The organism is Cupriavidus sp. 05N39 (assembly GCF_056397325.1).
The window spans coordinates 27,000-51,168 of the sequence record NZ_JBFTNE010000011.1 but is presented as its reverse complement, the minus strand read 5'-3'; the positions used below and the strand labels follow the sequence as shown (position 1 = coordinate 51,168).

Here is a 24,169-nt window from a genome sequence, read left to right as displayed (position 1 = left end):
GGGGATGGTTCAGGTGCAGGCGCTGTTGGCGGCGTTCTTGGCCTGGACTTCGGGCGGGATCGGCACGGTCAGCGTCATCACCGCGCGGCCCTCCTCGAACATCATCAGCTCGCCCGGCGCGAAGGCGGTCCAGGTCTCGTTGTCGGTCAGCGGCGCGGTGGCGATCACCGCCACGCGGTCGTCGGGCGTGGTGACCTGGGCAAAGTCGATCGACAGGTCGGCGTCGATCAGGTGTGCGGTGGAGAATGGCCACTGGCGCACGATGTAGTACAGGCGGGTGGAGCAGTGGGCGAACAGCGCCTGCCCGTTCGACAGCAGGAAGTTGAAGACGCCATGCAGCGTGATCTCGCGCGTGATGTCGGCCAGCGCGTGGCAGAGTTCGTTGAGCGGCGGCTGCGAGCCGGGGAAGCGCTTGCGCAGCCCCTGCATCAGCGTGCAGAAGGCGAGTTCGCTGTCGGTATCGCCTACCGGCTGGTAGACCCCGGACAGGAAGGGCGAGAAGTCCTTCAGGTCGCCGTTGTGGGCGAAGATCCAGTGCCGGCCCCAAAGCTCGCGCATGAAGGGGTGGCAGTTCTCCAGCAGCACCGTGCCCTGGGTCGCCTTGCGGATATGCGAGATGACGTTCTTGGACTTGATCGGGTAGCGCTTGATCAGGTCGGCCACCGGCGAGGTGCCGGCGGACTGGTTGTCGATGAACAGGCGGCAGGCCTTGTCCTCGAAGAACGCCACGCCGAAACCGTCGGCATGGTGATCCGTGACGCCGCCGCGGGCGGCGAAGCCGGTAAAGGAGAACGTCACGTCGGTCGGCGTGGCGCAGTTCATGCCGAGCAGCTGGCACATGGCGGGGCACCGGACCGGCAGCGGGCCGCCGGATTGCAATAGAATGTTCCATTATCCGGCCTGCCCGGGTTATCTGCCAAGCGCATCGCGTTTTGCAGTGCGTTCCCTCCCGATTTCAAAGCCCGTTCAGCGGGTCTCCGAGACATGAGCAATTACAAGATCGCAGTCATCCCAGGCGATGGCATCGGCACCGAAGTGATGCCCGAGGGGCTGCGCGTGATGGACGCCGCCGCGCGCCGCTTCGGCATCGACATGCAGTTCGACCACTTCGACTTCTCCAGCTGCGACTATTACGCCCGCCACGGCAAGATGCTGCCGGACGACTGGTTCGACACCCTGGTCAAGTACGATGCCATCTACTTTGGCGCGGTGGGCTGGCCGGACGCCGTGCCCGATCATGTCTCGCTCTGGGGCTCGCTGCTGCAGTTCCGTCGCTCTTTTGACCAGTACGTCAACCTGCGCCCGGTGCGGCTGATGCCCGGCATCCGCAGCCCGCTGGTGGACCGCGACGGCAATGCGCGCAAGCCCGGCGACATCGATTTCTACGTGGTGCGCGAGAACACCGAGGGCGAGTATTCCAGCATTGGCGGGCGCATGTTCCCCGGCACCGACCGCGAGGTGGTGATCCAGGAGACAGTGATGACGCGCACCGGCGTGGACCGCATCCTCAGGTTTGCCTTTGAACTGGCGCAAAAGCGGCCGGGCAAGCATCTGACTTCGGCCACCAAGTCCAACGGCATCTCCATCACCATGCCGTACTGGGATGAGCGGGTGGAAGCCATGGCAGCGAACTACCCTGGCGTGAAGGTCGACAAATACCACATCGACATCCTGACCGCGCACTTCGTCCAGCACCCGGACTGGTTCGACGTGGTGGTCGCCAGCAACCTGTTCGGCGACATCCTGTCCGACCTGGGCCCGGCCTGTACCGGCACCATCGGTATCGCGCCCTCGGGCAATATCAATCCGGACCGCACCTTTCCCAGCCTGTTCGAGCCGGTGCACGGCTCGGCGCCGGACATCGCCGGGCGTGGCGTAGCCAACCCGATCGGCCAGATCTGGTGCGGCGCCATGATGCTGGAACACCTGGGCCAGCCGGAAGCCGGCGCGGCCGTGCTCGGTGCTATTGAAACGGTGCTGTCGGCAGGGCCGGACCATGCCCCGCTGACCCGCGATATCGGCGGCAAGGCCGGTACGGCTGACCTGGGCCAAGCCATCGCGGAGGCCCTGTGAACGCGATCGCCCAATCCCTCCCGGCCAGCGCGGCCGATGCCCGCGCCTTGCTGCTTGATACCTTCCGCGCCGCGGTGGCGGCGGCCGACCCGTTGCGCATCGTGGCGGACCACCTGCCGCCGCCCAAGCCAGGCGGGCGCACCCTGGTGGTCGGCGCGGGCAAGGCGGCGGCCTCGATGGCACTGGCGGTGGAGCAAGCCTACGCCGCGCTGGACCGCACCCACATGATCGAGGGGCTGGTGGTTACGCGCTACGCCCACGGCCTGCCGACCGAGCACGTCCGCGTGATCGAGGCCGGCCATCCGGTGCCGGACGAAGCCGGCGAGCGCGCCGCAGCCGAGATCCTCGCGCGGGTGAGCGCACTCGGCCCCGAGGACAGCCTGATCGTGCTGGTTTCGGGCGGTGGCTCGAGCCTGCTGTCGCTGCCCGCCGAGGGCATCGCCATGGCGGACCTCAAGGCCACCACGCAGGAACTGTTGCGCTGCGGCGCGCCCATCACGGACATGAACATCGTGCGCAAGCACCTGTCGCGCATCCAGGGCGGGCGGCTCGCCCAGGCCAGCCGCGCTCCCGTGACCACGCTGATCGTGTCCGATGTGGCCGGGGACGACCCGAGCGCGATTGCGTCCGGCCCCACCGTGCCGGACCCGAGCACCTATGCGGATGCGCTGGCTATCCTGCGCCGCTACGGCGCGGTGGTGCCGCCGGTGGTGCAGGACTACCTCGAACGCGGCGCCCGCGGCGAAGTGGCGGAAACGCCCAAGCCCGGCGATCCGCTGTTCGCGCGGGTCGAAAACCGCGTCATCGCCACTGCCCACGGCAGCCTGGTGGCCGCTGCGGATCACTTCCGCGCGCAGGGTATCCAGCCGGTGGTGCTGGGCGACACGGTGACGGGCGAGGCACAGGAAGTGGCGCGTGTGTATGCTGCGCTGGTCCGCGAGATTCGCGCGTACAATGCGCCGTTCGCGGTCCCGCTGGCACTGATTTCCGGCGGTGAATGCACCGTCACGCTGCCGCAGGGCGGTGGCGGGGCGGCCGCAAAGCCCCGTGGCGGGCGTTGCTCGGAGTTCCTGCTGTCGCTGGCGCTGGAACTGGACGGCGCCGATAATGTGTACGCCATCGCGGCCGACACCGACGGCATTGACGGCTCCGAGGACAATGCCGGCGCGTTGCTGGACCCGTCCACGCTAGACCGCGCGCAGGCCGCCGGCGCCCCGGCGCGTGCCCGGCTCGACGCGCATGACGCCTGGGGCTTCTTCGAGTCCGCGGGCGATCTCGTGGTGACCGGCCCCACGCGCACCAATGTGAATGACTACCGCGCCATCCTGATTCTGTAATCCCAAGAAAAGAGCCAGCCGCAACCGGCGGCCGGTTCCCCCCGAAGCCATGACCCAGACTCTCACCATCACCCGCCCGGACGACTGGCACCTCCACCTGCGCGACGGCACGGCCCTGGCGGCCGTCCTGCCCGATACCGCGCGCCAGTTTGCCCGCGCCATCATCATGCCCAACCTGAAGCCGCCCGTGACCACGGTGGCGCAGGCCGCGGCCTACCGCGACCGCATCCTGGCCGCGCTGCCGGCGGGGCTGGCGTTCGAGCCGCTGATGACGCTGTACCTGACGGACAAGACCAGCGCCGAGGAGATCGTCGCGGCCAAGGCCAGCGGCTTCGTGCACGGGGTCAAGCTCTATCCCGCGGGCGCCACCACCAATAGCGACGCCGGCGTGACCGACCTGCGCCACTGCGCCGCCGCGCTCGAAGCCATGCAGCGCGTTGGCCTGCCGCTGCTGGTGCACGGCGAAGTGACCGACCCGGCAATCGATATCTTCGATCGCGAAGCCGTCTTTATCGACCAGGTGATGACGCCGCTGCGCCGCGATTTCCCCGCCCTGAAAGTGGTCTTCGAGCACATCACCACCAAGGACGCCGCCGAGTACGTGCGCGACGCCGAAGGCCCGGTCGCCGCCACCATCACCGCGCATCACCTGCTGTACAACCGCAACGCCATCTTCACCGGCGGCATCCGCCCGCACTATTACTGCCTGCCGGTGCTCAAACGCGAGACCCATCGCGAGGCCCTGGTTGCCGCGGCGGTATCGGGCAGCCCGCGCTTCTTCCTCGGTACCGACAGCGCCCCCCACGCACGCGGCCTGAAGGAACATGCCTGCGGCTGCGCCGGTTGCTATACCGGGCTGCACGCCATGGAGTTGTACGCGGAAGCCTTTGAGGCGGCCGGCGCGCTGGACAAGCTGGAAGCCTTCGCGAGCTTCAATGGCCCGGCCTTCTACAGCCTGCCGCGCAACAGCGGCACGCTCACCCTGAGCCGCGAGGACTGGCAACTGCCGGCCGAACTGCCCTACGGCGATACCACCCTGGTCCCGCTGCGTGGCGGTGAAACACTGCGCTGGAAAGCCCGCTAAGCCACGCTGGCGAAGCGGAAGCGGATGCTGTAGTGGATGTGAAGAACCAGGGCCGGGCTACGTCGGCTTCACATGATGCGGCCGCCGGGACCCGGCTGGCCGCGGCGGTGGCGGAGGTCGACTGGGCCCGGCCATGGTTTCGCCCCTTCGCCGCGCACGGCACGGCACTTGCCTCGGCGCTGCAGGGCGGCGCCGACTTGCGCGCTGCCCTCAGCGAAATGGCCACGCGGCTCGCGTTGCGCAATGCCCGCGGCGTGCCCTTGCGCTTCGTGCCGCAAGCGGAGCTGCCGGCAGGCACCGCCTACGAGGCGCATATCTTCGCCACCGGTGCCGTGCCGACGCGCGACAACCTGCACGACTTCTTCAATGCCCTGATCTGGCTGCATTTTCCCCGGTCCAAGCGCGTGCTGAACCGGCTGCAGGCCCACGCCATCGCCGCGACCGGCGTGCAGAGCCGCCGTGGGAGCCTGCGCGATGCCGCCACCTTGTTCGACGAAAACGCCATCCTCTTCCTGAGTGCCGATAGCGGCCTGGAATCCGTGCTGCGCGGCTTTGGCTGGGAACATCTGTTCGTGGCGCGGCGATCGGTCTGGGTGGGTTGCGGCGACGCGGACGGCGACGGCGCCAGCTGCAGCGTGGTGCCGTTCGGTCACGCCCTGCTGGAAAAACTGGTGCGGCCTTACAAAGCCCTGACCGCGCACGCCTGGCCGCTGGCGGTTCCGCCGGAAGCCGGCGCCGCGCTGCCCGGCTCGCTGGACGATTCCGTGTGCGCCTCGCTCGAGGCCGCCGAACTGCACAGTGGCCGCTTTGCGCCATTACCGGTGCTGGGCATCCCCGGCTGGTGCGAAGCCAATTGCGATCCGGCCTTTTACGCGGATACCAGCGTGTTCCGCAGGGGGCGCCGCGCCCAGGCCGCCTAGCGGGCAAGGCGCGCGGGTGGCGGTTTTGCGGGCCAGGCGGCCAATCGGTGTTAGACTGCGGGCCGCAAAGCAGGCCAGACAATCGCTGCTTGCACCCGCAAGGTGTGCAAGGGGAGGAAAGTCCGGACTCCACAGGGCAGGGTGTTGGCTAATAGCCATCCACGGCAACGTGCGGAATAGGGCCACAGAGACGAGTCTTGCCGCCGGGTTCGCCCGGTGGGAAGGGTGAAACGCGGTAACCTCCACCTGGAGCAATCCCAAATAGGCAGGCATTGAGGCGGCCCGCTGAGCCTGCGGGTAGGGAGCTTGAGCCGGTCGGTAACGGCCGGCCTAGAGGAATGATTGTCACGTGCCGGCAACCGCAAGGAAGCCGGTGCGCACAGAATCCGGCTTATCGGCCTGCTTTGCTTCTCGAATTTCCCGGCGTGGCCAGCCGCCCATCCGCATGGGCGCGCGCTGGCCGGGCCTGCCGTGCGGGGCTTATGCCTCGACGATCTCCATCGTATGCGTGATTTCCGCCGTCTTGGCCAGCATGATCGAGGCCGAGCAATACTTGTCGTGCGACAGCTGGATGGCGCGCTCGACGGTGGCGGGGTTCAGGTTCTTGCCGCTGACCGTGAAGTGGAAGTTGATCCGGGTGAACACCTTGGGATCCTCGCCGGCACGCTCGGCTTCGAGCTTCACGCTGCAGCCGCGCACGTCTTGCCTGCCACGCTTCAGGATCAGCACCACGTCATAGGCGGTGCAACCCCCGGTACCCAGCAATACCATTTCCATCGGACGCGGCGCCAGGTTGTGGCCACCGCCTTCGGGCGCGCCGTCCATGGCCACGATATGGCCACTGCCCGTCTCGGCCACGAAGCTCATGCCGTCGGTGCCCATCCAAGTCACTTTGCATTCCATTTTGTTCGTTCCTGCGCTCTGGTGAGTGCGTATCCGATCACGAACACGCGATTTCGAAACTTGCTTTTTTGAGTATAGGGCACTTGTCCGGAAGTGCCGTAATTCGGCTATTTTGCCGAAAACTGAAGTTTTCCTCTAAGATGACAGTACGATGACAGTGTACGTTTCATCTAAGCATTTGATTTTATTGGATAAAAATTAAAATCCTGTGCTCTGACAATTTTTTACAATGCGAAATGACATTTCGCACTGCAAATTCCCTTGCGCTGCGAAGGCGCTCGTGTATAATTTGAATCATTGAACGACGGCGCACACGGCGCCGCAGAGTGCGAAAGCGAACCGCACCACGAGCCAGCCCCGTCGATCTCCCAGTGTCTCCTCCACCCTCCTCCTTTGGTGGATTCAAACCCAAGCTCGATAGCTTGGGTTTTTTTTATTCTGCGCCCGCCGGCGCAAGCGCGCCGGGCCAGCCAAGTGCTCGTTGCGCTGCTTCTGGCCGTCGCCATCGGTTTGGCGACGAACCACCGGCGGCAGGGATGGCACCATCTTGACGCAATCCCCCAACTTTGCTTGTACTTGTGCCTGATTCCGCAGTATACTCGTCGGCTTTTCCGTCATGCCCGCGGGAAAGAATTCAGGGAGAGCCTGCACACACAAGCAGGAAGGTCAGATCCTAAGGGTCGACCGACGACGCAAGTCATGTTTCGGGCAGGTTCTACAAAGTCTCAGGAAAAATCATGAAGACCTTTTCCGCMAAGCCTSMWGAGGTWAAGCGCGACTGGTACGTGATTGAYGCGACGGACAARGTCCTCGGCCGTGTTGCCAGCGAAGTGGCACGCCGACTGCGCGGCAAGCACAAGCCGGAATTTACTCCGCACGTCGACACGGGTGATTACATCATCATCGTCAACGCAGCCAAGCTGCGTGTCACGGGTACCAAAGAAACCGACAAGAAGTATTATCGTCACTCGGGCTACCCGGGCGGCATTTACGAAACGACGTTTGGCAAGATGCAGCAGCGTTTCCCGGGCCGCGCCCTGGAAAAAGCTGTCAAGGGCATGTTGCCGAAGGGCCCGCTGGGCTATGCAATGATCAAGAAGCTGAAGGTTTACGCCGAAGCTGATCATCCGCATGAAGCACAGCAGCCTAAGGCGCTGGAAATCTAAGGGGGCCATCCATGATCGGAAATTGGAATTACGGTACTGGCCGCCGCAAGAGCGCCGTGGCTCGCGTCTTCATCAAGTCGGGCAAGGGCGATATCATCGTCAACGGCAAGCCCATCAGTGAATATTTCGCTCGCGAAACCTCGCTGATGATCGTGCGCCAGCCGCTCGAACTGACTGCCAACGTAGAGACCTTCGACATCAAGGTCAACGTGACCGGCGGCGGTGAAACGGGTCAAGCCGGCGCAGTGCGCCACGGCATCACCCGTGCACTGATCGACTACGATGCCACTTTGAAGCCGACGCTGTCCAAGGCCGGTTTCGTCACGCGCGATGCGCGTGAAGTGGAACGTAAGAAGGTTGGTTTCCACAAGGCGCGTCGTCGGAAGCAATTCTCGAAGCGTTAATGTGTGTTCGGCGGATCCGGTGCAACCGGATCTGGCTGCGCAAAAAAAACCGCACGGTTCGCCGTGCGGTTTTTTTTTGCCGTGCCTGGCTGCAAGACGCGGGAGTTGCGCTCAATGACGGGTTTTAACCACCTTTTACAAATACTTTGCATCTCCCCGGATACAATCCCTGCTCCTGTCGCCCGGAGAACCCGCCGATGAACCGTTGGCCAGACAACCCGCACCGCGCCGGCCTGCCTGCGCTGTGCACCCGTGGCGCATGAAGTACCGTTTGCCGCGCCCGCGCCGGAGTTCGCTGTCCAGGCGCCTGGCGGTACGTTCGCATCTGCCGTGGCCGATGCGCGCGCTGGCCGCGGTCCTGGTTGTCGTTGTGGGGGCGCTTGTCGCAGGGTGGGCGTATGACGCCGGCCGGCGGCTGACGGGCGCGGCACCGGACATCACGGCGGAGAACGCGGCGCTGCGGCAGCAGGTGGCGTCGATGGCGGCGCAGCGTGAACGCTTGCAGGCGGTGGCCAATACGGCCGAAGCACAGCTGCAGATGGCGCGTGCCGCCCAGGAAGGCCTGGCCCAGCAGTTGAAGGCGGCGGAAGGCGAGGTCGCCCAGGTCAAGGAGGATCTGGCCTTCTTCGAAAGCCTGTTGCCGGCCAGCGGCAATACCTCCGGCATCCATGTCCGGAGTTTTCGCGTCAGTCTCGATGAGGCCGACGCACTGAAAATGCATTATCGCTTGCTGATAATGCAGGGTGGATCCAAGGCTTTTTCATCCTTGCCTGAATTCCGGGGTGAGTTACAGTTGGTCGTTTCGCTGATGAGGGATGGCAATCCGGTCACTTTGAGCCTGCCCGAAGCCGGGACCAGCGCGCTGCCGGGCTTGCGCCTGACGCATTACCAGCGGATCGAAGGTGCTTTCGCGCTGCCCGCCGGTGCCGTGGCGCGGGCGGTGACAGTACGAATTTTGCAAAACGGTCAGTTGCGCGCGACCCAGACGGCAATGCCGTGAGGCTTGCGCTGGGCCAGCAACGAGAAGAGGGACCTATGTTGTTTTCCAAGAAGAAAGGCCTGGCGATCGATACCCTGATTGGCCAGCACAGCGTGATCGAGGGCGACCTGACATTTTCGGGTGGTCTGCGCCTGGATGGACGGGTGCGCGGCAATGTGACGGCTGCCGCCGATCAGACCAGCATGCTGGTCATCAGCGAAAAAGGCGTGGTTGAGGGCGAAGTCCGCGTCGGCCACTTGATCCTGAACGGTACCGTCACCGGCCCGGTGCACGCTACCGAACTGCTGGAGTTGCAACCGCATGCGCGCGTGCAAGGTGAAGTGCACTACGCTGCGCTCGAAATGCACCAGGGCGCGTTAGTGGAGGGACGTCTGGTGCCGCTGGGCGGCGGCGAACCCAAGGCACTCCCCAACCTGCTCCTCGCCTCGGGTGCGCAGGAATCCGCCTGATACCGCATCTCCGGTCAGTCCGGGCAGCAGAACCCCTTGAATTCACAGGGTTTCGGCACGATCTTGCCAGAGCGCTTAAAATACAGGCGTATCTAAATAGGAGAACCCCATGAACGCAGTCGCAGAGGCACCCGTTACCGAGGACATGCCGGCCCCGTTCGTCTTTACCGACAGCGCTGCCGACAAGGTCAAGCAGTTGATCGAGGAAGAGGGCAATGCCGATCTGAAACTGCGCGTGTTCGTGCAGGGCGGCGGTTGTTCCGGCTTCCAGTACGGCTTCACCTTCGATGAAGAGGTGAACGAGGACGACACTACGCTGGACAAGAACGGCGTCACGCTGTTGATCGATTCGATGAGCTACCAGTACCTGGTGGGCGCGGAGATCGATTACAAGGAAGACATCAACGGCGCCCAGTTCGTGATCAAGAACCCCAACGCAAGCACCACCTGCGGCTGCGGCTCTTCGTTCTCGGTGTAAGGCTCGCCAGCGCGCCGCGGATTCGGCGGCAATAGAAAAGCGCACCTCGGTGCGCTTTTTTGTTGCTCAGGACCGCCGACGGCTTATTGATCTCGGCGCCACACAACCGGAAACCAGTCCTCGCGCATCCGCTCGCCGCTGCGCAGTCCGATTCCGGGGAAGGGCGGCGAGGTGCGCCCCGGCCGCTCCAGGTAGCGCACGTCGTCGCCCAGGAAACGGGCCGAGAAGGCGCGGCGGCGCCCCGTGCCGGCATTGCCCGCGGCGCCATGCACCGTGCGGAAGTCGAATACCACGGCATCTCCCGGCTCCAGTTCCGGCATCAGGATGGCGTGGCTGCCGTCGTCCACGTCCGGCATCTCCATGAACTGGTCGTCGCCGGCATAGAAATTCTCATTGCTGGCCCAGCGCTTTGGCCGCACCAGCTTGGGCCAGCGGTGCGAGCCCAGCACCACGCGCAAGGTGTTGGCCGTGGTGACCGGGTCCAGCGGGATCCAGTAGCTCGCGGTCTGCAATCCGTCCACGCAGTAATAAGGCAGGTCCTGGTGCCAGGGCGTGGGCTTGGCCGTGCCGGGTTCCTTGACCAGGATGTGCTCGTGGAACACTTGGACCGCCTCGGCCTGCATGATCTGCCCGGCGATCGCGGCGGCCGGGGAGTGCTCGATGAATCGGGCGAAGGGCGCGATGCGCTGCCAGTTACAGTAATCCTCGAAGAAACGGCCGCGTTCGCCGGTACCCACGTTCTCGATGGCGAAGGGGCCGGGCTCGGCGAGATTCTGCTCGAACCCTTCACGCAGCGAAGTCACCCAATCGGCGAAGGCGCCGCGCAGTACCAGGGCGCCGTCGCGCTGGTATGTCTCGATGTCGTCTGCAGTGATTTGCATGATGGTCCCTTGGGTGGCTGGTCCGGGACGAGTATCGGGCCAGGGCATCAATAGGAAAAGAATATATTTCCTATGTTGTAGTATAGGAAATCATGATCGCGTTCTCCTTCCGCCAGCTTGAGTACTTCGTCGCCGCCGCAGAGCACGGCAGCATCAGCGCCGCGGCTCGCGCCCGTCACGTATCGCAGCCCTCGGTGTCACAGGCGGTGGCCCAGCTCGAAGAGGTGCTGGGCGAAACCTTGTTCCGGCGTCAGGTGAGCCGCGGGCTGGAATTGACGCCGGCGGGACAGCGGTTGCTCGGGCGCGCGCGCGATATCCTGGCGCTGGCGGCCGGCCTGGTCACGGAGGGCGCCGGAGAGGCGGCGCGTGGCCTGAGCGGGCAGCTTTCTCTGACGTGTTTCCAGGACCTCGGCGCCTATTACGCGCCCCGGCTGCTGGCCGGATTCCGCCGCCTGCATCCGCACGTTGCCGTCACGCTGTTCGAAGCCGACCTGGCCACGGTGCACCGCGCGCTCACTGCCGGAAAGGCGGAACTGGCGCTGACCTACGATCTGGGTTTCGACCAGCGCATCCCGCGCTGGATACTGGCCCGGCTGGAGCCCTACGCGTTGCTGCCCGCCGGCCATGCGCTGGCCGGGCAGCCGAGCGTGAGCCTGAAGGACCTGGCGGGCGAGCGGCTGATCCTGGAGGACATCGCGCAGACACGCGAGTACTTCCTCTCGCTGTTCTGGGCACATGGCCTGCGGCCGCAACTGCACCAGTACACCCAGACCTTCGAGATGCAGCGCGGGCTGGTGGCGCATGGCTATGGCGTAGCCCTGTCCTGCACGCGGCCGGCGGGCGATCACAGCTATGACGGCCGACCCATCGTCTGCCTGCCGCTGCGCGAAGCCGTGACGCCCCAGCGCGTAGTGCTGGCGCGTTCGCCGGCAATGCGGCCTTCGCCGGTCGCCGAAGCGTTCATCCAGTGGGTTTACGAGGCGGGGCACGCCGAGCCGGCATAGCGGCGCAGATGCCCGCGTGCTATCGCGGGTAGAGCGCGCCCAATACGCGCGGACCGGCTGCGCCGGTGACGGTCGGCACATTGCCGGGTGCTCGCCGCAGCATCTGGCGCGCCAGCCAGGCAAAGGCGATGCCTTCCACCTGCGATACCGGTACGCCCAGGTCGTCCGAGCTTTGCACCGTCACGCCGGGGAGCGCCCGCGCGAGCAGCGCCATCACGAAGCTATTGCGGGCGCCGCCGCCGCAGACGATCAGCCGCATGGCGTCGGGCGCGTGCGCGCGGACATCTCGGGCGATGGCCTCGGCCGTCAGCGCGGCCAGCGTGGCTTGCACGTCGGCGRGATCAAGCGGCTGGCCGAGCTGGGCGAGATGGCTCTCCAGCCAGGCGGGATGGAAGAGGTCGCGGCCGGTGCTTTTGGGCGGGGCCACGCTGAAGTAGGGCTCGGCAAGCAGGCGCGCCAGCAAGGCCTGGTCGACCTTGCCGCTGGTTCCCCAGGCGCCGTCGGCGTCGTAGGGCAGGCCGTGGTGCCGGTCGATCCAGTAGTCGAGCAGCACATTGCCCGGACCGCAGTCGAAGCCGGTGACGGGACGTGCCGCATCGCTTTCGCCAGCGGCCGGCAGCACGCTGATATTGGAAATGCCGCCGATATTGCAGGCCACCCGCGTCTCGGCTGCATCGCCGAAGAGGGCCTGGTGCAGCGCAGGTACCAGGGGCGCGCCCTGGCCGCCGGCGGCCACGTCGCGGCTGCGAAAATCGGCCACCACATCGATACCGGCAAGCTCGGCCAGCAACGCCGGCTGCTGGCTCTGGCGCGTGTAGCCGATGCCGTCGTAGAGGCCGGGCCGGTGGCGCACGGTCTGGCCATGCGCGCCGATCGCCGCGATGGCGGACGGTGCCATGCCGGCATCGCGCAGCAGCATCGCCACACAAGCGGCATAGACGCGCGCCAGCCCGTTGGCGGCCAGCGCCTCGCGGTGTATTTCATCGTCGCCTGGCTGCTGCAGCGCCGCGAAGGCCTCGCGCAGTTCGGCCGGGAAGGGCTGGTGGGCGGCCGCGAGGACCGCGGGACGCGGTCCCGAGAAATCCACCAGCACGCCGTCCGCGCCGTCCATGCTGGTGCCGGACATGATGCCGATAAAGCAATCCGGGGGTGCGGTCTGCATGCTGGCTGCGGCTCGTTTAGTTGTTGGCGGAAGCCACGTTGTAGGTGCGCAGCGCGTTGATGCGGCTCAGCATCTCGCTCGTATAGCTCAGGAACTGCTGGCGCGCCGGGCCCGACAGCGCGGGCGTGTCGAGCGCGGCGATGGCCAGCGGGTTCAGCGGCACGTCGTTGACGCGGAACTCATAGTGCAGGTGCGGGCCGGTGGCCCAGCCGGTCTGGCCAACGTAGCCGATGACCTGCCCCTGCGACACGCGCTGCCCGCGCTGCATGTTGGCAAAGCCGGACAGGTGGGCGTAGTAGGTGGAGTAACCGCTATGGTGCTTGAGGATGACGATGTTGCCGTAACCGTTCTGCTGGCCGACAAACTCGACCTGGCCGTCGCCCGCGGCCATGACCTTGGTGCCTGAAGGCGCGGCAAAGTCCACGCCCTTGTGTTGTGCCCATTGATGGTGCAGCGGGTGGTCGCGTCCGCCGAAGCCCGACGATACGCGCGAGAACTCCACCGGCGAGCGCAGGAACGGCCGCTTCATGCTGCGACCGTCAAAAGTGTAGTAAGCGCCCTGCGTGCTGCCTTCCGGGGCATACCAGAGCGCCTGGTGCAGCTGGTTGTTGTTGATCAGCTCGACCGCGACCACCCGGCCATTGCGCACAAAAGTACCGTCGCGGAATCCGGCTTCGTACACGATGCGGAAGCGGTCGCCGCTGGTGATGTCGTGATGGAAGTCGATCACGCCGGAGAAGATCGAAAGCATCTGCTGCACGATGTCGTCGGGCACGCTGGCCGCATCCATGGCCTTGAAGAAGCCGCCTGTGGCGATCGCGCCGGACAGCATCTCGTAGTGCAGTTCGTTTTTCACCGATTGCACGCGCGCCTTGTAGACCGGTTCGTCGTCGCCGACGCGCTCGATGACCAATTCGCGCGAGGCCTTTGCGTCACCTCCGAGGTTGGCCTGCAGCGACATCAGCAGGTTGTTCTCGTCGACCTCGGCCTGCACGGTCTGGCCGGGGTTGAGCTCGAACAGGCCGCGCGCCGTGGTGTTGCGGCGGATAAAGGCCTGCGCATCGGGGTCGTCCACGCCGAGCCGCTTGAGCAGGCTGGCAATGGTATCGCCGCGCTGCATGCGCTCCTCGCGCACAAAGGTGGCGTCGGTTTCGGTAAGCTGTTCTAGCTGGGCGCGCAAATCCGGCAGCCGGATGGCCTCCCGTACACGTGGAGCCTGGGGGTCGTCGTAAGCGTTACGGGGGGCCACGCCCATGGCGGCGGCCATGCCCAGCGTGAACACCGTGCCAACCGCTGCCGTCAACTGCTTGCGCCTTCGGGCGTGCAGGGCATTGGTCGGATCGACTAGAACCACCAGCTCACGCGCGAAAACTTCGCGGAGTCTGGACCACATCACGTAAAATTCACTCTTTGGTTCGGGCTGCGCTGCCGCGACGATTTTTTGCCTCGTCTGCCTTCCTCCCCCGAGGTGCGGCGCCTGCCATATTGGTTTGCCGCCTAGAATGGCGGTTGGCCCACGGGATTGTTCCCGTCAGCACAAGAAGCGCGGATTATACCAAAACCGGCCGCAAGCCGTTTTTGAGCCCCGTCTGAATTTTCATGTTTTTCAAAGACTTACGTCATGACTGAAGTTTCCTCCGGCGCTGCCACCTCCTACCCCCTCACGCCCTCCGTGATGCACGCGCTGGAGGTGTCCAAACGCGGTTGCGACGAACTGCTGGTCGAATCCGAATGGCTGGCGAAGCTCGCGCGCAGCGAGGCCACCGGTGTGCCGCTGCGCATCAAGCTGGGCCTGGACCCGACCGCGCCCGATATCCATATCGGCCACACGGTGGTGCTCAACAAGCTGCGTCAGTTGCAAGACCTGGGCCACCAGGTGATTTTCCTGATCGGCGACTTCACCTCCACCATCGGCGATCCTTCCGGGCGCAACGCCACCCGTCCGCCGCTGACCCGCGAGCAGATCGAGGCGAATGCCCAGACCTACTACAGCCAGGCCAGCCTGGTGCTCGATCCGGCCAGGACGGAGATCCGCTACAACAGCGAGTGGTGCGACCCGCTGGGCGCGCGCGGCATGATCCAGCTGGCCGCCAAGTACACCGTGGCGCGGATGATGGAGCGCGACGACTTCACCAAACGGTTCCGCACTGGGATTCCCATTTCGGTGCATGAGTTCCTTTATCCGCTCATGCAGGGCTACGATTCCGTCGCGCTCAAGGCCGACCTGGAGCTTGGCGGCACCGACCAGAAGTTCAACCTGCTGGTCGGGCGSGARCTGCAGAAGGAATACGGCCAGGAGCAGCAGTGCATCCTGACCATGCCGCTGCTGGTGGGCCTGGAYGGCGTGGAGAAGATGTCCAAGTCCAAGGGCAACTACATCGGCGTGGCCGAAGCGCCGGGCGAGATGTTCGGCAAGCTGATGAGCATCTCTGACGACCTGATGTGGAAGTACTTCGAGCTGCTGTCGTTCCGGCCCATGAGCGAGATCGACCTGATGAAGCAGGAGATTTCCCWGGGCCGCAACCCGCGCGACTGCAAGGTGATGCTCGCGCAGGAGATCGTCACGCGCTTCCACAGCGCCGCCGATGCAGACCGCGCGCTGGAAGATTTCAACCACCGCGCGCGCGGCGGCGTGCCCGACGATATCCCCGCGGTCAGCCTGATCGGCGCACCGCTGGGTATCGCCCAGTTGCTCAAGCAGGCCAACCTGGTGCCGTCCACCTCGGAAGCCAACCGCAATATCGAGCAGGGCGGCGTCAAGATCGACGGCGCCATCGTCAGCGACAAGGGTTTGAAGGTGGCTGCCGGCACCTATGTCGTACAGGTGGGCAAGCGCCGTTTCGCGCGCGTGACGCTGGCTTGAGCCCGGCCGGGAACCGCGCATGATCGCGCTGATCCAGCGGGTCGCACAGGCCCGCGTCACCGTCGGCGGACGGACCACCGGCGAGATCGGCGCCGGGCTGCTGGCGCTGGTGTGCGCCGAGCGCGGCGATACCGAGGCGCAGGCCGAGCGCCTGCTCGCCAAGTTGCTGGCCTACCGCATATTCTCCGACACCGACGGTAAGATGAACCTGCCGGTGCAGGACATCGATGGCCGCGGTACGCGCGGCGGCCTGCTGGTGGTGTCGCAGTTCACGCTGGCCGCCGATACCAACAGCGGCACGCGGCCAAGCTTCACCCCGGCCGCGGCGCCGGCGGACGGCGAACGCCTGTACAACCATTTCGTGGCCAGGGCGCGCGCTGCGCATGGCGAGGTGCAGACCGGCGAGTTCGGCGCCATGATGCAAGTCAGCCTGGTCAATGACGGGCCCGTCACGTTCTGGCTGCGGGTACCGCCCGCCGCCGCGCGCTGATGCCGTAGCCGCCGCGCCCACAGGATCGCCGATGACCCAGACCGTTACCCTTTTCATTGCCACCAGCCTCGACGGCATGATTGCCTCGCCCGACGGCGGGGTGGACTGGCTGTTTACCGCCGGCGACTACGGCTTCGAGCCCTTCCTCGCCAGCGTCGACCGTATCGTGTCGGGCCGTGTCACCTACGAGCAGAGCCTCGGCTTTGGGCCGTGGTCCTATGGCGACCGCCCCTTCCACGTGTTCAGCAGCAGCGCCGAACCGCTAGCGCGGCCCGAAGGCGGACCCTGGCGGATCGAACAGGAGGCCGAGCCGGTGCAGCAATGGCTGGCCCGCTTCAAGCATGAGCACAAGGACCGCGACGGGCACATCTGGCTGCTCGGCGGCGCGCAGGTGGCGCAGGCTTGCCTGGCCGCCGGCCTGGTCGATGCGATGGAACTGTTCGTCCATCCCGTCGTGCTGGGGCAGGGCATTGCCCTGTTCACCGGCAGCGGGCGTTCGGACTGGCGCCTGGAGGCGCATCGCGCTTTCGACGACGGCCTGCTACAACTCAGCTACCGCCTTACCTCACCGCCGGGACCGGCCACGGCCTGATCCCGCACGCCGCGCTGCGCGCGGCGCCTACCAGCAAGGAGAGACACATGAAACTCTGTAGCAAGGCTTTTGCCGACAACGGGCCCATTCCCGTCGAATTCGCCTTCTGTGCGATCGATCCCGCCACGCACGTGACACTGTCGAGCAACCGCAATCCCGACCTGCACTGGGACGAGGCCCCGGCCGAGACGCGCTCCTTTGTGGTGATCTGCCATGACCGCGACGTGCCCAGCCGTGGCGATGACGTCAACCAGGAAGGCCGCGAAGTGCCCGCCTCGCTGCCGCGCGTGGACTTCTTCCACTGGGTGCTGGTGGATATTCCGCCCGGCCTGCGCACGATTTCGGCCGGCAGCCACAGCGATGGCGTGATCGCTCGCGGCAAGCCGGGCCCCGAGGCAACCGGCGGCACCGCCGCCGCGGGCGGCCTGCGCCACGGCGTGAACGACTACACCGGCTGGTTCGCCGGCGACCCGGACATGAAGGGCGATTACTACGGCTACGACGGCCCCTGCCCCCCGTGGAACGACACCCTGGTGCACCACTACGTGTTCACCGTCTACGCGCTTGACCTCGACCGCCTGCCGCTGGATGGCACCYTCACGGGGGCGCAGGTGCGCGAAGCGATCCAGGGCCACGTACTGGCGCAGGCAGCGATCACGGGCACCTATACCCTCAATCCGAAGCTCGCCGGCCACCCGGCACAGTAAGCTACCGGCAGGCGGTGCGAAGGTACTGTCTGCCAGGGCCGCCACGAGACCGCGTAGCGTCGCGTAAAGGAAACGGCATGTCGCAATTGCCCGGGCCGCATTCGCTGGCCTTCACCCACCTGATCCTGATTCGTCACGGTGAGACCGCCTGGAACCGCGAGCGGCGCCTGCAAGGGCAGCTCGACATCCCGCTCAACGCCACTGGCGTGGCACAGGCAGATGCGCTGGCCCGGGCGCTGGCGGCAGAGCCCATCGACGCGGTCTACGCCAGCGACCTGTCGCGCGCAATGCAGACGGCGGAGCCGCTGGCCGGGGCGCTCGGCCTCGCAGTGCAGCCGGATCCCCGTCTGCGCGAACGCTGCTACGGTGCGCTCGAAGGCATGACCTACGCGGAAGTGGCCGAACAATTGCCCGAGGATTTCGCCAGGTGGCAGGCGCGCATCCCGGACTATGCGCCCGATGGCGGGGAGTCCTTGCTGGCCTTCCATGAGCGCGCGGTGGAAGCCGCGCTGGCGCTGGGGCGCCGCCATCCCGGCGAGCGCATCGCCCTGGTGGCGCACGGCGGTGTGCTGGACTGCCTGTACCGCGAGGCCAACGACATGACGCTGGAAGCGCCGCGGCGACATGAACTGCTCAACGCCAGCATCAACCGCCTGCGCTGCGACAGCGTGCGGCTGACGGTCATGCAATGGGCCGACGTGGACCACCTCGAAGCGCTGACCCTGGACGAAGTCGACCGCCGGGTCCCTTAGCCCCGCTGGCCGCTGCCCGTCAGACGCGCAGGCGGAAGGGCGTGAAATTGGTGTTGCGGTCGTAGTAGTCTTCGCGTTCGGCCTGCTTGAGGAATCGCACCACCTTGTAGGTGACCGGCGTCATCACCACTTCCCAGCCGGTCTTGAGGATGTATTGGGCGATGGCCACCTGGATCACCTTTTCCAGCGGCCATATGCCGTAGAAGGCGATCACGTAGAACAGCGAGGAATCGACCAGTTCACCGGCCAGCGTGGAGCCGATGGTGCGCGTCCACAGCCAGCGGCCTTCGGTCCACAGCTTCATCTTGGCCAGCACGTAGCTGTTGGCGAAGCTGCCGCAGCAGAACGCGATCAGCGAGCCCAGCGCGATGCGCCAGGTATTGCCGAAGACATCTTCCAGGCTCTTCTGGTAGTCGCCCATGAAGGGCGCCACCGGCATCTTCAGCACCACCAGGCTCATGAAGGTGGCGAACGCCAGGGCGGCGAAGCCGGCCCAGACCACGCGGCGGTCGCGCCCGTAGCCGTACACCTCGGTCAGCACGTCGCCAAAAATATAGGAAATCGGGAAGAACAGCACGCCCGCGCCGAAGGTCACCGGGCCGATCCACGGCAGCGTGACCTGGGCCGCCTTGGCCGCGCCGATAAGATTGGAGCAAAGCAGGACCGTGACGAACGCCACCATCACGAGGTCGTAGTAACGGTAGACGCGCCCGGTGTGGCCGGGCGTGGCTGTGGATGTGGTCATCGGGGTGTTCCGGGGGCGGCCTTGCCGCGATTATGCCAGCCACGCAAACACCGTGCCTGTGACGCAGGCGAACGCAGCCCTGGCCCGGAGGCCAAGGCTGACCGAAATGGCCCCGGGGCTAGATGTTCAGCTTGCCGATCTTGGAGCCATCCAGCGAGATGTCGAACATCAGGCCTGCATTGGTCTGCACGAAGCCGATCACCGGCTGCTGGCCGGTGATGGTATCGAGCTTGCCATTGGCTCCGACCTTGGCGAGCGCCACGCTGGCATCGGCGCCGACCGTCCAGCCGCTGCTGTTGACGAACTTGTTGTAGGCCTCGGGCGTCATGAACATCAGCACCACGGCCTTGGACTGGCCGCCTGCCGTCAGGCCGATCATGCCCGAGGTGGTGCGGTAATAGCCCACCGACGCTCCCTTGGAGCGCAGCACGCCTTCGCCATATTCGCCGCCGATCCCCAGGCCTGCCGACAGCACGCGCGGGAAGATCAGGATCCCCTGCGCGCGATTGGCCAGTTCGCGCGAGCCATCGACCGTCGAAAACAGCCGGTTGATTGCGCCATCGGCGCCCGCGTCGATCTCTTGCCTCTTTGCCGCGGCATCGGTTGGCGAATTGGTGCCCGTGGTGGTGCAGCCCGCGGCAAAGGCGGTGGCCACGACCAGGCCCGAGCCCGCCATCCGGGTAACAAACTGGCGTCGATTCATGTGCTCTCTCCTGTCTGGGAAAAGTTAGCCGGCCGTCTGGCGTCTGACGTCGCCGTGTTTCGGCGGTCGGGGCTAAGTCATTGTGGACAAGGAGGCAGCCGCCAGCAATGCACGACAAAAGAATTGTCTGCGGGGCTCGAAAGTATTTAATGCGGGGAGCGTTGGGAGGAATCCTATGCGTCGCCTGTGGCGGCCCGAGTGCGGGAAGCGGTCGCGAGGGCTACGGGGAGACCGGGCTACAACCGCCTGGCCTCAACGTCAGGATCCCCCCTTGCGTGCGCACGTTGTTGCAAGCGGTTGCTCTTTCCGGCTTACGCCGGCGGCAGCTCGCCGCTTTCGACGCTCTCGCCGGGCGCGGCCAGGCCGAAGTGGCGGTAGGCGGCGGCAGTGGCCATGCGGCCTCGTGGCGTGCGCTGCAGGTAGCCCTGCTGGATCAGGAAGGGTTCAAGCACGTCCTCGATGGTGTCTCGCTCCTCGCCGATGGCGGCGGCAAGGTTGTCGACGCCTACCGGGCCGCCGCTGAATTTGAGCAGGATCGCTTCCAGCAGCTTGCGATCCATCAGGTCGAAGCCGACTGCGTCCACGTCGAGCATGGCGAGGGCGGCGTCGGCGATGGTGCGTGTGATGTTTCCGTCTCCCTTGACCTCCGCATAGTCGCGCACGCGGCGCAGCAGGCGGTTGGCGATCCGTGGCGTGCCGCGCGCGCGGCGCGCGATTTCCAGCGCGCCCATCGGGTCGATGCGGGCCCCCAGCAATTGCGCGGAGCGCGTGACGATGCGGCCCAGTTCCTCGGCGGTGTAGAACTCCAGCCGCGCGACGATGCCGAAGCGGTCGCGCAGCGGGTTGGTCAGCATGCCGGCGCGGGTGGTGGCGCCGACCAGCGTGAAGGGCTGCAGATCGAGCTTGACCGAGCGCGCGGCCGGGCCTTCGCCGATCATGATGTCGATCTGGTAGTCCTCCAGGGCCGGGTACAGGATTTCCTCGACCACCGGCGAGAGGCGGTGGATCTCGTCGATGAACAGGACGTCGTTGGCTTCCAGGTTGGTCAGCAATGCGGCCAGGTCGCCGGGGCGCTCCAGCACCGGGCCGGAGGTCTGGCGCAGGTTGACGCCCATCTCACGGGCAATGATGTGCGCCAGTGTCGTCTTGCCCAGTCCCGGCGGCCCGAACAACAGGACATGGTCGAGCGCTTCGCGGCGGTTGCGCGCGGCATGCATGAAAATGTCCAGCTGGCCGCGCACTTTCTCCTGGCCGACGTATTCGTCGAGCAGCTTGGGACGCAGCGCCCGCTCGAACGCCTCCTCGTTGGGGGAGACGGCGGTAGGGGCGATCACGCGATCGGCGCTCCGGTCGGTGGCTAGCTTGTCGGTTTCGATCATGTTTCTGGTGCGGGCAAAGTGGTTGGATTGTAGCCCTTCCGGGCACGGCGCCGGCCGCACGGGCCCGGCGCAGCCAGCGCAGACTCAATCCTGGAGGCCCCTCCGGCTTGCCCTCGATCCGGCCCGGTCAGCCCTTGGACAGGGATTTCAGCGCCAGCTTGATGCCGTCAGACACGCCGGTGCCCGCCGGCACCTGCTTGATGGCCAGCGCCGCCTCTTTCTCCGAATAACCGAGCGCCAGCAGCGCGTTGAGGATGTCGACGGCGTTGTCGTGCACCGGCGTGCTGCCGGGCGCGTGGCCAAGCTCGGCGCCGAGCTTGCCCTTGAGTTCGAGCAGCAGGCGCTCGGCGGTCTTCTTGCCGATACCCGGCACCCGCGTCAGGCGTCCGGCTTCCTGCAGCGTGATCGCCTGCGCCAGCTCGCTGACCGACATCCCCGAGAGCACCGCCAGCGCCATGCGCGCGCCGATGCCGGTGATCTTGATCAGTTCGCGGAAGGTGTTGCGCTCGGTGGCGCTGCCGAATCCGTACAGCAGGTGCGCGTCCTCGCGCACGATCTGCTGCGTCAGCAGGGTGACGGGCTGGCCGACGGCGGGCAGGTTGTAGAACGTACTCATCGGCACGTCGATCTCATAGCCGACGCCGTGGCAATCGACCAGCAGATGCGGGGGATTCTTCTCGATGAGTGTGCCGGCGATGCGTCCGATCATGGTGTGGTGTCTGCTGCGAATTGCGGCGCGCGCGCCTGGAATCAGTGAAGTGCGACAGCAGCGGCGCCCGAAGCGTCTCGCCATCGCGAAGCCCGCCAGTGTAGCCCAGCGTGCGGCGCGCCGGCGATCCGCGCGCCGCTTTCCCGGTTTGCTCCGGGCTAGCGTCCCGGTGTGTCCACCGCTTGCCGGCCCAGCGCCGGATCATCAGTGAAGAAGCCGTCGATACCGGCGGCGAGGAAGGCCTGTACCTCGCGCACCATGCCGGCGGGACTGCGCGTGGCATCGTCGCCGCCGGTGCGCAGGTTGCGCGGCAGGAAGCTGTTCTCCGGGCGGAAGGTATAGGGATGGACCAGCAGCCCGGCGGCGTGCGCGCTGCGCACCAGCGCGGTCGGCGTGCCGAGGTTGCCGCTGGCGTCGCGCGGCACCACGCTGGATTTCTCCGGGCCGATGCCGTTGGCGTAGCTGGCCACCTCGCGCAGCCCGACCGGCGTCATCATGTCGGCGAACGTGCGCGTATCGCCGGCCAGGCGCCAGTCGGCCGGGCGGTTCCTGGCGCCGCCCATCAATTGCACGAGCTTCACGTTGGGCATGCTGTTGCCCAGGCGCTGGTGCAGATCGCGCAGGTTGCCAGTCTCGAACGACTGCACGAACACCGGCGCGCTGCGCGTGTATGCGTGTGCCCGCAGCGTGGCCACCAGCTTTTCTTCCAGCGGCAGGCCGATGCCGCGGAAATAGCTCGGGTGCTTGGTTTCCGGATAGAGCCCGATCACCCGTCCGCTGCGCTGCGAAGCCCTGGCCACCATTTCGATGATTTCGTCGAAGGTGGGGATTTCGTACTTGTCGTTGTACTGGGTATTGGCCTTGCGCAACTGCGGAATGCGCTCGCGCGCGCGCAGCGTCTTCAGTTCGGCCAGCGTGAAGTCTTCGGTGAACCAGCCATCCAGGCGCTCGCCGTCGATCACCTTGATGCGCTTGCGGCTGGCGAACTGCGGCAACTCGGCTACGTTGGTCGTGGTGCCGATCTCGTTCTCGTGGCGGGCCACCAGCACGCCGTCGCGGGTCATTACCAGGTCAGGCTCGACTACATCGGCGCCGTCCTCGATGGCGCGCTCGTAGGAAGCCAGCGTGTGTTCCGGGCGCAGCGCACTGGCGCCGCGGTGTCCGATCACCAGGGCCTTGGGTGCGGCAGGCGCCGGGCTCGGGGCCGGAGTTGCGGGCGTGGTGGCAACAGGCGGCGCCGCGCAGCCGGAGAGGATCGCGGCGGCAAGCGCGGACAACAGTGCGGGCACGCGGAGGGATCGGGACGAACTCAAGGCGCGGAACGAGCGGGGCATGCGGCATCCTTTGACAGGGAACCGCTCGATTGTAAGAGACTTGCCGGTGCCGGCCGGGACTAGCCGATCAGGCGGCCGCGCCGTACGCGCATGCCTTTGCGTATCAGGTCCGGAGCCAGCCCGGTCAGCGCGTCGAGCGTGTTGCTGCCATTGGCATGGCAGATGGCCATGCCAAGCGCATCGGCGGCGTCGGAGCTGGGCCGGCCCGTCAAGCTCAGCAGGCGCATCACCATCTCCTGCACCTGCTCCTTGTTGGCGCGGCCGTAGCCGACGACTGCCACTTTCAACTGGAGGGCGGTGTACTCGAACACCGGCAGGCCGTAACTCACCAGGCCGCAGATTGCCGCGCCGCGAGCCTGGCCCAGCAGGAGGGTGGATTGCGGGTTGACGTTGACGAACACCTTCTCGATCGCTGCGCAATCGGGGGCGTAGGTGCGGGTGACTTCGCTGATGCCGTCGAAGAGGGTCTTCAGCCTTGCAGGCAAGCCGCTGTCGCCGTCGCTCTTGATGGTGCCGGAGGCGATGTAGGTTAGCTTGTTGCCGTGCTTTTCCAGCACGCCGAAGCCGGTGGTGCGGAGGCCGGGGTCGATGCCGAGGATACGCATGGGGTTTGTTGCTCGGCTAATGAGGGTGATTGCGTGATTGGGGGATTGTAGCGCTGAGTTTGCTTTTGGGGATTTTTGGGGGGTGTAGCTAAAGGCAACTGCTTGACTTCAAAGTCAAAGGCTTAAAGTCAAAAGCAGTTTCACCACCCCTGCGGGGCGGCGACCTACTTTCTTGTCTTGCCAAGAAAGTAGGCAAAGAAGGCGCCCCATACGGCCTGGTACACCTTGACGGCTCGCTTCGCATCGCGGGCTGGTGTGGCCCGCCCCTGGGGCGCTCCACACGGCTACACCGAATTTTGATCGGGCGATATCGCTGTTTCTTTGTGCTGGTTGGCGCCCTCTCCCGCTTGCGGGAGAGGGCGGGCGCTTGCTATGCCACGATGGGTTGTTTGCCCAGCCCGTGACAATCGCCCGGACCAGGCCCGGACC

Annotated in this window: 26 protein-coding genes and 1 other RNA gene; 16 read left to right on the top strand and 11 right to left on the bottom strand. The window is 65.9% G+C overall.

Annotation, left to right across the window (positions count from 1 at the left end):
* Nucleotides 1-9: 9 nt before the first annotated feature.
* Nucleotides 10-840, bottom strand: coding sequence for a class II glutamine amidotransferase (locus AC1DN0_RS07640; RefSeq protein WP_276290167.1), 831 nt, complete (start codon nt 838-840; stop codon nt 10-12).
* A gap of 144 nt (nt 841-984) precedes the next feature.
* Between AC1DN0_RS07640 and AC1DN0_RS07635 the strand changes: the two genes are divergently transcribed.
* The 5 genes from AC1DN0_RS07635 (at nt 985) to rnpB (ending at nt 5,824) form a co-directional block, all read left to right on the top strand.
* Nucleotides 985-2,073 carry a tartrate dehydrogenase gene (locus AC1DN0_RS07635; protein ID WP_441629170.1) on the top strand — a complete coding sequence of 363 codons (1,089 nt, stop codon included), beginning with the start codon at nt 985-987 and terminating at the stop codon, nt 2,071-2,073.
* Between the two features lie 5 nt (nt 2,074-2,078).
* A complete protein-coding gene (locus AC1DN0_RS07630; RefSeq protein ID WP_441629210.1) occupies nt 2,079-3,410 on the top strand; it encodes a glycerate kinase type-2 family protein in 1,332 nt (443 codons plus the stop codon).
* A gap of 49 nt (nt 3,411-3,459) precedes the next feature.
* A complete protein-coding gene (gene pyrC, locus AC1DN0_RS07625) occupies nt 3,460-4,494 on the top strand; it encodes a dihydroorotase (protein WP_447429197.1) in 1,035 nt (344 codons plus the stop codon).
* 95 nt (nt 4,495-4,589) lie between these two features.
* A complete protein-coding gene (locus AC1DN0_RS07620; RefSeq protein WP_441629208.1) occupies nt 4,590-5,414 on the top strand; it encodes a DUF3025 domain-containing protein in 825 nt (274 codons plus the stop codon).
* A gap of 66 nt (nt 5,415-5,480) precedes the next feature.
* Nucleotides 5,481-5,824: RNase P RNA component class A (gene rnpB / locus AC1DN0_RS07615), an RNA gene on the top strand.
* Nucleotides 5,825-5,894: 70 nt separating this feature from the next.
* Here rnpB and AC1DN0_RS07610 read toward each other — a convergent pair.
* The gene (locus AC1DN0_RS07610; protein ID WP_441629166.1) at nt 5,895-6,317 is read right to left on the bottom strand and encodes an OsmC family protein; all 423 of its coding nucleotides are present in this window, start codon (nt 6,315-6,317) and stop codon (nt 5,895-5,897) included.
* Nucleotides 6,318-7,054: 737 nt separating this feature from the next.
* Here AC1DN0_RS07610 and rplM point away from each other — a divergent pair.
* From rplM to erpA, 5 genes are all read left to right on the top strand, one after another.
* Entirely contained in the window at nt 7,055-7,483 is a 429-nt protein-coding gene (gene rplM, locus AC1DN0_RS07605) for a 50S ribosomal protein L13 (protein ID WP_477145632.1), read from the top strand.
* Nucleotides 7,484-7,494: 11 nt separating this feature from the next.
* Nucleotides 7,495-7,887 (top strand): 30S ribosomal protein S9, encoded by a 393-nt coding sequence (gene rpsI / locus AC1DN0_RS07600; protein ID WP_045237843.1) that lies wholly within the window; start codon nt 7,495-7,497, stop codon nt 7,885-7,887.
* Nucleotides 7,888-8,224: 337 nt separating this feature from the next.
* On the top strand, nt 8,225-8,887 hold the full coding sequence (locus AC1DN0_RS07595; RefSeq protein WP_477103879.1) for a DUF6776 family protein: 663 nt from the start codon (nt 8,225-8,227) through the stop codon (nt 8,885-8,887).
* 35 nt (nt 8,888-8,922) lie between these two features.
* Nucleotides 8,923-9,336, top strand: coding sequence for a bactofilin family protein (locus tag AC1DN0_RS07590; RefSeq protein ID WP_045237844.1), 414 nt, complete (start codon nt 8,923-8,925; stop codon nt 9,334-9,336).
* Between the two features lie 109 nt (nt 9,337-9,445).
* The gene (gene erpA, locus AC1DN0_RS07585; RefSeq protein WP_017225530.1) at nt 9,446-9,814 is read left to right on the top strand and encodes an iron-sulfur cluster insertion protein ErpA; all 369 of its coding nucleotides are present in this window, start codon (nt 9,446-9,448) and stop codon (nt 9,812-9,814) included.
* Nucleotides 9,815-9,897: 83 nt separating this feature from the next.
* Here erpA and AC1DN0_RS07580 read toward each other — a convergent pair whose 3' ends face one another.
* Complete coding sequence (locus AC1DN0_RS07580; RefSeq protein ID WP_441629162.1) at nt 9,898-10,695, bottom strand: phytanoyl-CoA dioxygenase family protein; 798 nt, start codon at nt 10,693-10,695, stop codon at nt 9,898-9,900.
* A gap of 92 nt (nt 10,696-10,787) precedes the next feature.
* Here AC1DN0_RS07580 and AC1DN0_RS07575 point away from each other — a divergent pair, with 92 nt between their 5' ends.
* A complete protein-coding gene (locus AC1DN0_RS07575; protein ID WP_477111575.1) occupies nt 10,788-11,699 on the top strand; it encodes a LysR substrate-binding domain-containing protein in 912 nt (303 codons plus the stop codon).
* A 19-nt stretch (nt 11,700-11,718) separates the two neighbouring features.
* On the opposite strand, the gene AC1DN0_RS07570 is transcribed toward AC1DN0_RS07575, so the two are convergent.
* Together AC1DN0_RS07570 and AC1DN0_RS07565 are read right to left on the bottom strand one after the other, a co-directional pair.
* On the bottom strand, nt 11,719-12,861 hold the full coding sequence (locus AC1DN0_RS07570; RefSeq protein WP_477145631.1) for an anhydro-N-acetylmuramic acid kinase: 1,143 nt from the start codon (nt 12,859-12,861) through the stop codon (nt 11,719-11,721).
* A gap of 16 nt (nt 12,862-12,877) precedes the next feature.
* The gene (locus tag AC1DN0_RS07565) at nt 12,878-14,254 is read right to left on the bottom strand and encodes a M23 family metallopeptidase (RefSeq protein WP_276290159.1); all 1,377 of its coding nucleotides are present in this window, start codon (nt 14,252-14,254) and stop codon (nt 12,878-12,880) included.
* A gap of 228 nt (nt 14,255-14,482) precedes the next feature.
* Between AC1DN0_RS07565 and tyrS the strand changes: the two genes are divergently transcribed.
* The 5 genes from tyrS to AC1DN0_RS07540 all read left to right on the top strand — a co-directional run bounded on the left by tyrS (nt 14,483) and on the right by AC1DN0_RS07540 (nt 18,265).
* Nucleotides 14,483-15,724, top strand: coding sequence for a tyrosine--tRNA ligase (gene tyrS, locus AC1DN0_RS07560; RefSeq protein ID WP_477145630.1), 1,242 nt, complete (start codon nt 14,483-14,485; stop codon nt 15,722-15,724).
* A gap of 19 nt (nt 15,725-15,743) precedes the next feature.
* Nucleotides 15,744-16,214 carry a D-aminoacyl-tRNA deacylase gene (gene dtd, locus AC1DN0_RS07555; RefSeq protein ID WP_441629154.1) on the top strand — a complete coding sequence of 157 codons (471 nt, stop codon included), beginning with the start codon at nt 15,744-15,746 and terminating at the stop codon, nt 16,212-16,214.
* 31 nt (nt 16,215-16,245) lie between these two features.
* Nucleotides 16,246-16,806, top strand: coding sequence for a dihydrofolate reductase family protein (locus AC1DN0_RS07550; RefSeq protein ID WP_441629152.1), 561 nt, complete (start codon nt 16,246-16,248; stop codon nt 16,804-16,806).
* A gap of 47 nt (nt 16,807-16,853) precedes the next feature.
* A complete protein-coding gene (locus AC1DN0_RS07545; RefSeq protein WP_477145629.1) occupies nt 16,854-17,513 on the top strand; it encodes a YbhB/YbcL family Raf kinase inhibitor-like protein in 660 nt (219 codons plus the stop codon).
* Nucleotides 17,514-17,590: 77 nt separating this feature from the next.
* Nucleotides 17,591-18,265 carry a histidine phosphatase family protein gene (locus tag AC1DN0_RS07540; RefSeq protein WP_441629148.1) on the top strand — a complete coding sequence of 225 codons (675 nt, stop codon included), beginning with the start codon at nt 17,591-17,593 and terminating at the stop codon, nt 18,263-18,265.
* A gap of 19 nt (nt 18,266-18,284) precedes the next feature.
* Here AC1DN0_RS07540 and AC1DN0_RS07535 read toward each other — a convergent pair whose 3' ends face one another.
* From AC1DN0_RS07535 to ruvC, 6 genes are all read right to left on the bottom strand, one after another.
* Nucleotides 18,285-19,010 carry a queuosine precursor transporter gene (locus tag AC1DN0_RS07535; RefSeq protein ID WP_441629146.1) on the bottom strand — a complete coding sequence of 242 codons (726 nt, stop codon included), beginning with the start codon at nt 19,008-19,010 and terminating at the stop codon, nt 18,285-18,287.
* A 118-nt stretch (nt 19,011-19,128) separates the two neighbouring features.
* Nucleotides 19,129-19,713: a BPSL1445 family SYLF domain-containing lipoprotein gene (locus AC1DN0_RS07530; protein ID WP_441629144.1), complete on the bottom strand. Its 585-nt coding sequence runs from the start codon at nt 19,711-19,713 to the stop codon at nt 19,129-19,131.
* A 311-nt stretch (nt 19,714-20,024) separates the two neighbouring features.
* Nucleotides 20,025-21,092: a Holliday junction branch migration DNA helicase RuvB gene (ruvB, locus tag AC1DN0_RS07525; RefSeq protein ID WP_045237856.1), complete on the bottom strand. Its 1,068-nt coding sequence runs from the start codon at nt 21,090-21,092 to the stop codon at nt 20,025-20,027.
* Between the two features lie 127 nt (nt 21,093-21,219).
* Entirely contained in the window at nt 21,220-21,801 is a 582-nt protein-coding gene (ruvA, locus tag AC1DN0_RS07520) for a Holliday junction branch migration protein RuvA (protein ID WP_045237857.1), read from the bottom strand.
* Between the two features lie 158 nt (nt 21,802-21,959).
* Nucleotides 21,960-23,135 carry a glycerophosphodiester phosphodiesterase gene (locus AC1DN0_RS07515; RefSeq protein WP_441629141.1) on the bottom strand — a complete coding sequence of 392 codons (1,176 nt, stop codon included), beginning with the start codon at nt 23,133-23,135 and terminating at the stop codon, nt 21,960-21,962.
* 59 nt (nt 23,136-23,194) lie between these two features.
* The gene (ruvC, locus tag AC1DN0_RS07510) at nt 23,195-23,740 is read right to left on the bottom strand and encodes a crossover junction endodeoxyribonuclease RuvC (protein ID WP_045237859.1); all 546 of its coding nucleotides are present in this window, start codon (nt 23,738-23,740) and stop codon (nt 23,195-23,197) included.
* Nucleotides 23,741-24,169 lie beyond the last annotated feature (429 nt).

Excerpts from the sequence above, each read along its gene's own strand:
- AC1DN0_RS07640 (WP_276290167.1), bottom strand. The coding sequence starts at position 840 with ATGTGCCAGCTGCTCGGCATGAACTGCGCCACGCCGACCGACGTGACG.
- AC1DN0_RS07635 (WP_441629170.1), top strand. The coding sequence starts at position 985 with ATGAGCAATTACAAGATCGCAGTCATCCCAGGCGATGGCATCGGCACC.
- pyrC (WP_447429197.1), top strand. The coding sequence starts at position 3,460 with ATGACCCAGACTCTCACCATCACCCGCCCGGACGACTGGCACCTCCAC.
- AC1DN0_RS07610 (WP_441629166.1), bottom strand. The coding sequence starts at position 6,317 with ATGGAATGCAAAGTGACTTGGATGGGCACCGACGGCATGAGCTTCGTG.
- rpsI (WP_045237843.1), top strand. The coding sequence starts at position 7,495 with ATGATCGGAAATTGGAATTACGGTACTGGCCGCCGCAAGAGCGCCGTG.
- AC1DN0_RS07595 (WP_477103879.1), top strand. The coding sequence starts at position 8,225 with ATGCGCGCGCTGGCCGCGGTCCTGGTTGTCGTTGTGGGGGCGCTTGTC.
- AC1DN0_RS07590 (WP_045237844.1), top strand. The coding sequence starts at position 8,923 with ATGTTGTTTTCCAAGAAGAAAGGCCTGGCGATCGATACCCTGATTGGC.
- erpA (WP_017225530.1), top strand. The coding sequence starts at position 9,446 with ATGAACGCAGTCGCAGAGGCACCCGTTACCGAGGACATGCCGGCCCCG.
- AC1DN0_RS07580 (WP_441629162.1), bottom strand. The coding sequence starts at position 10,695 with ATGCAAATCACTGCAGACGACATCGAGACATACCAGCGCGACGGCGCC.
- AC1DN0_RS07575 (WP_477111575.1), top strand. The coding sequence starts at position 10,788 with ATGATCGCGTTCTCCTTCCGCCAGCTTGAGTACTTCGTCGCCGCCGCA.
- AC1DN0_RS07565 (WP_276290159.1), bottom strand. The coding sequence starts at position 14,254 with ATGTGGTCCAGACTCCGCGAAGTTTTCGCGCGTGAGCTGGTGGTTCTA.
- dtd (WP_441629154.1), top strand. The coding sequence starts at position 15,744 with ATGATCGCGCTGATCCAGCGGGTCGCACAGGCCCGCGTCACCGTCGGC.
- AC1DN0_RS07550 (WP_441629152.1), top strand. The coding sequence starts at position 16,246 with ATGACCCAGACCGTTACCCTTTTCATTGCCACCAGCCTCGACGGCATG.
- AC1DN0_RS07540 (WP_441629148.1), top strand. The coding sequence starts at position 17,591 with ATGTCGCAATTGCCCGGGCCGCATTCGCTGGCCTTCACCCACCTGATC.
- AC1DN0_RS07535 (WP_441629146.1), bottom strand. The coding sequence starts at position 19,010 with ATGACCACATCCACAGCCACGCCCGGCCACACCGGGCGCGTCTACCGT.
- AC1DN0_RS07530 (WP_441629144.1), bottom strand. The coding sequence starts at position 19,713 with ATGAATCGACGCCAGTTTGTTACCCGGATGGCGGGCTCGGGCCTGGTC.
- ruvB (WP_045237856.1), bottom strand. The coding sequence starts at position 21,092 with ATGATCGAAACCGACAAGCTAGCCACCGACCGGAGCGCCGATCGCGTG.
- ruvA (WP_045237857.1), bottom strand. The coding sequence starts at position 21,801 with ATGATCGGACGCATCGCCGGCACACTCATCGAGAAGAATCCCCCGCAT.
- AC1DN0_RS07515 (WP_441629141.1), bottom strand. The coding sequence starts at position 23,135 with ATGCCCCGCTCGTTCCGCGCCTTGAGTTCGTCCCGATCCCTCCGCGTG.
- ruvC (WP_045237859.1), bottom strand. The coding sequence starts at position 23,740 with ATGCGTATCCTCGGCATCGACCCCGGCCTCCGCACCACCGGCTTCGGC.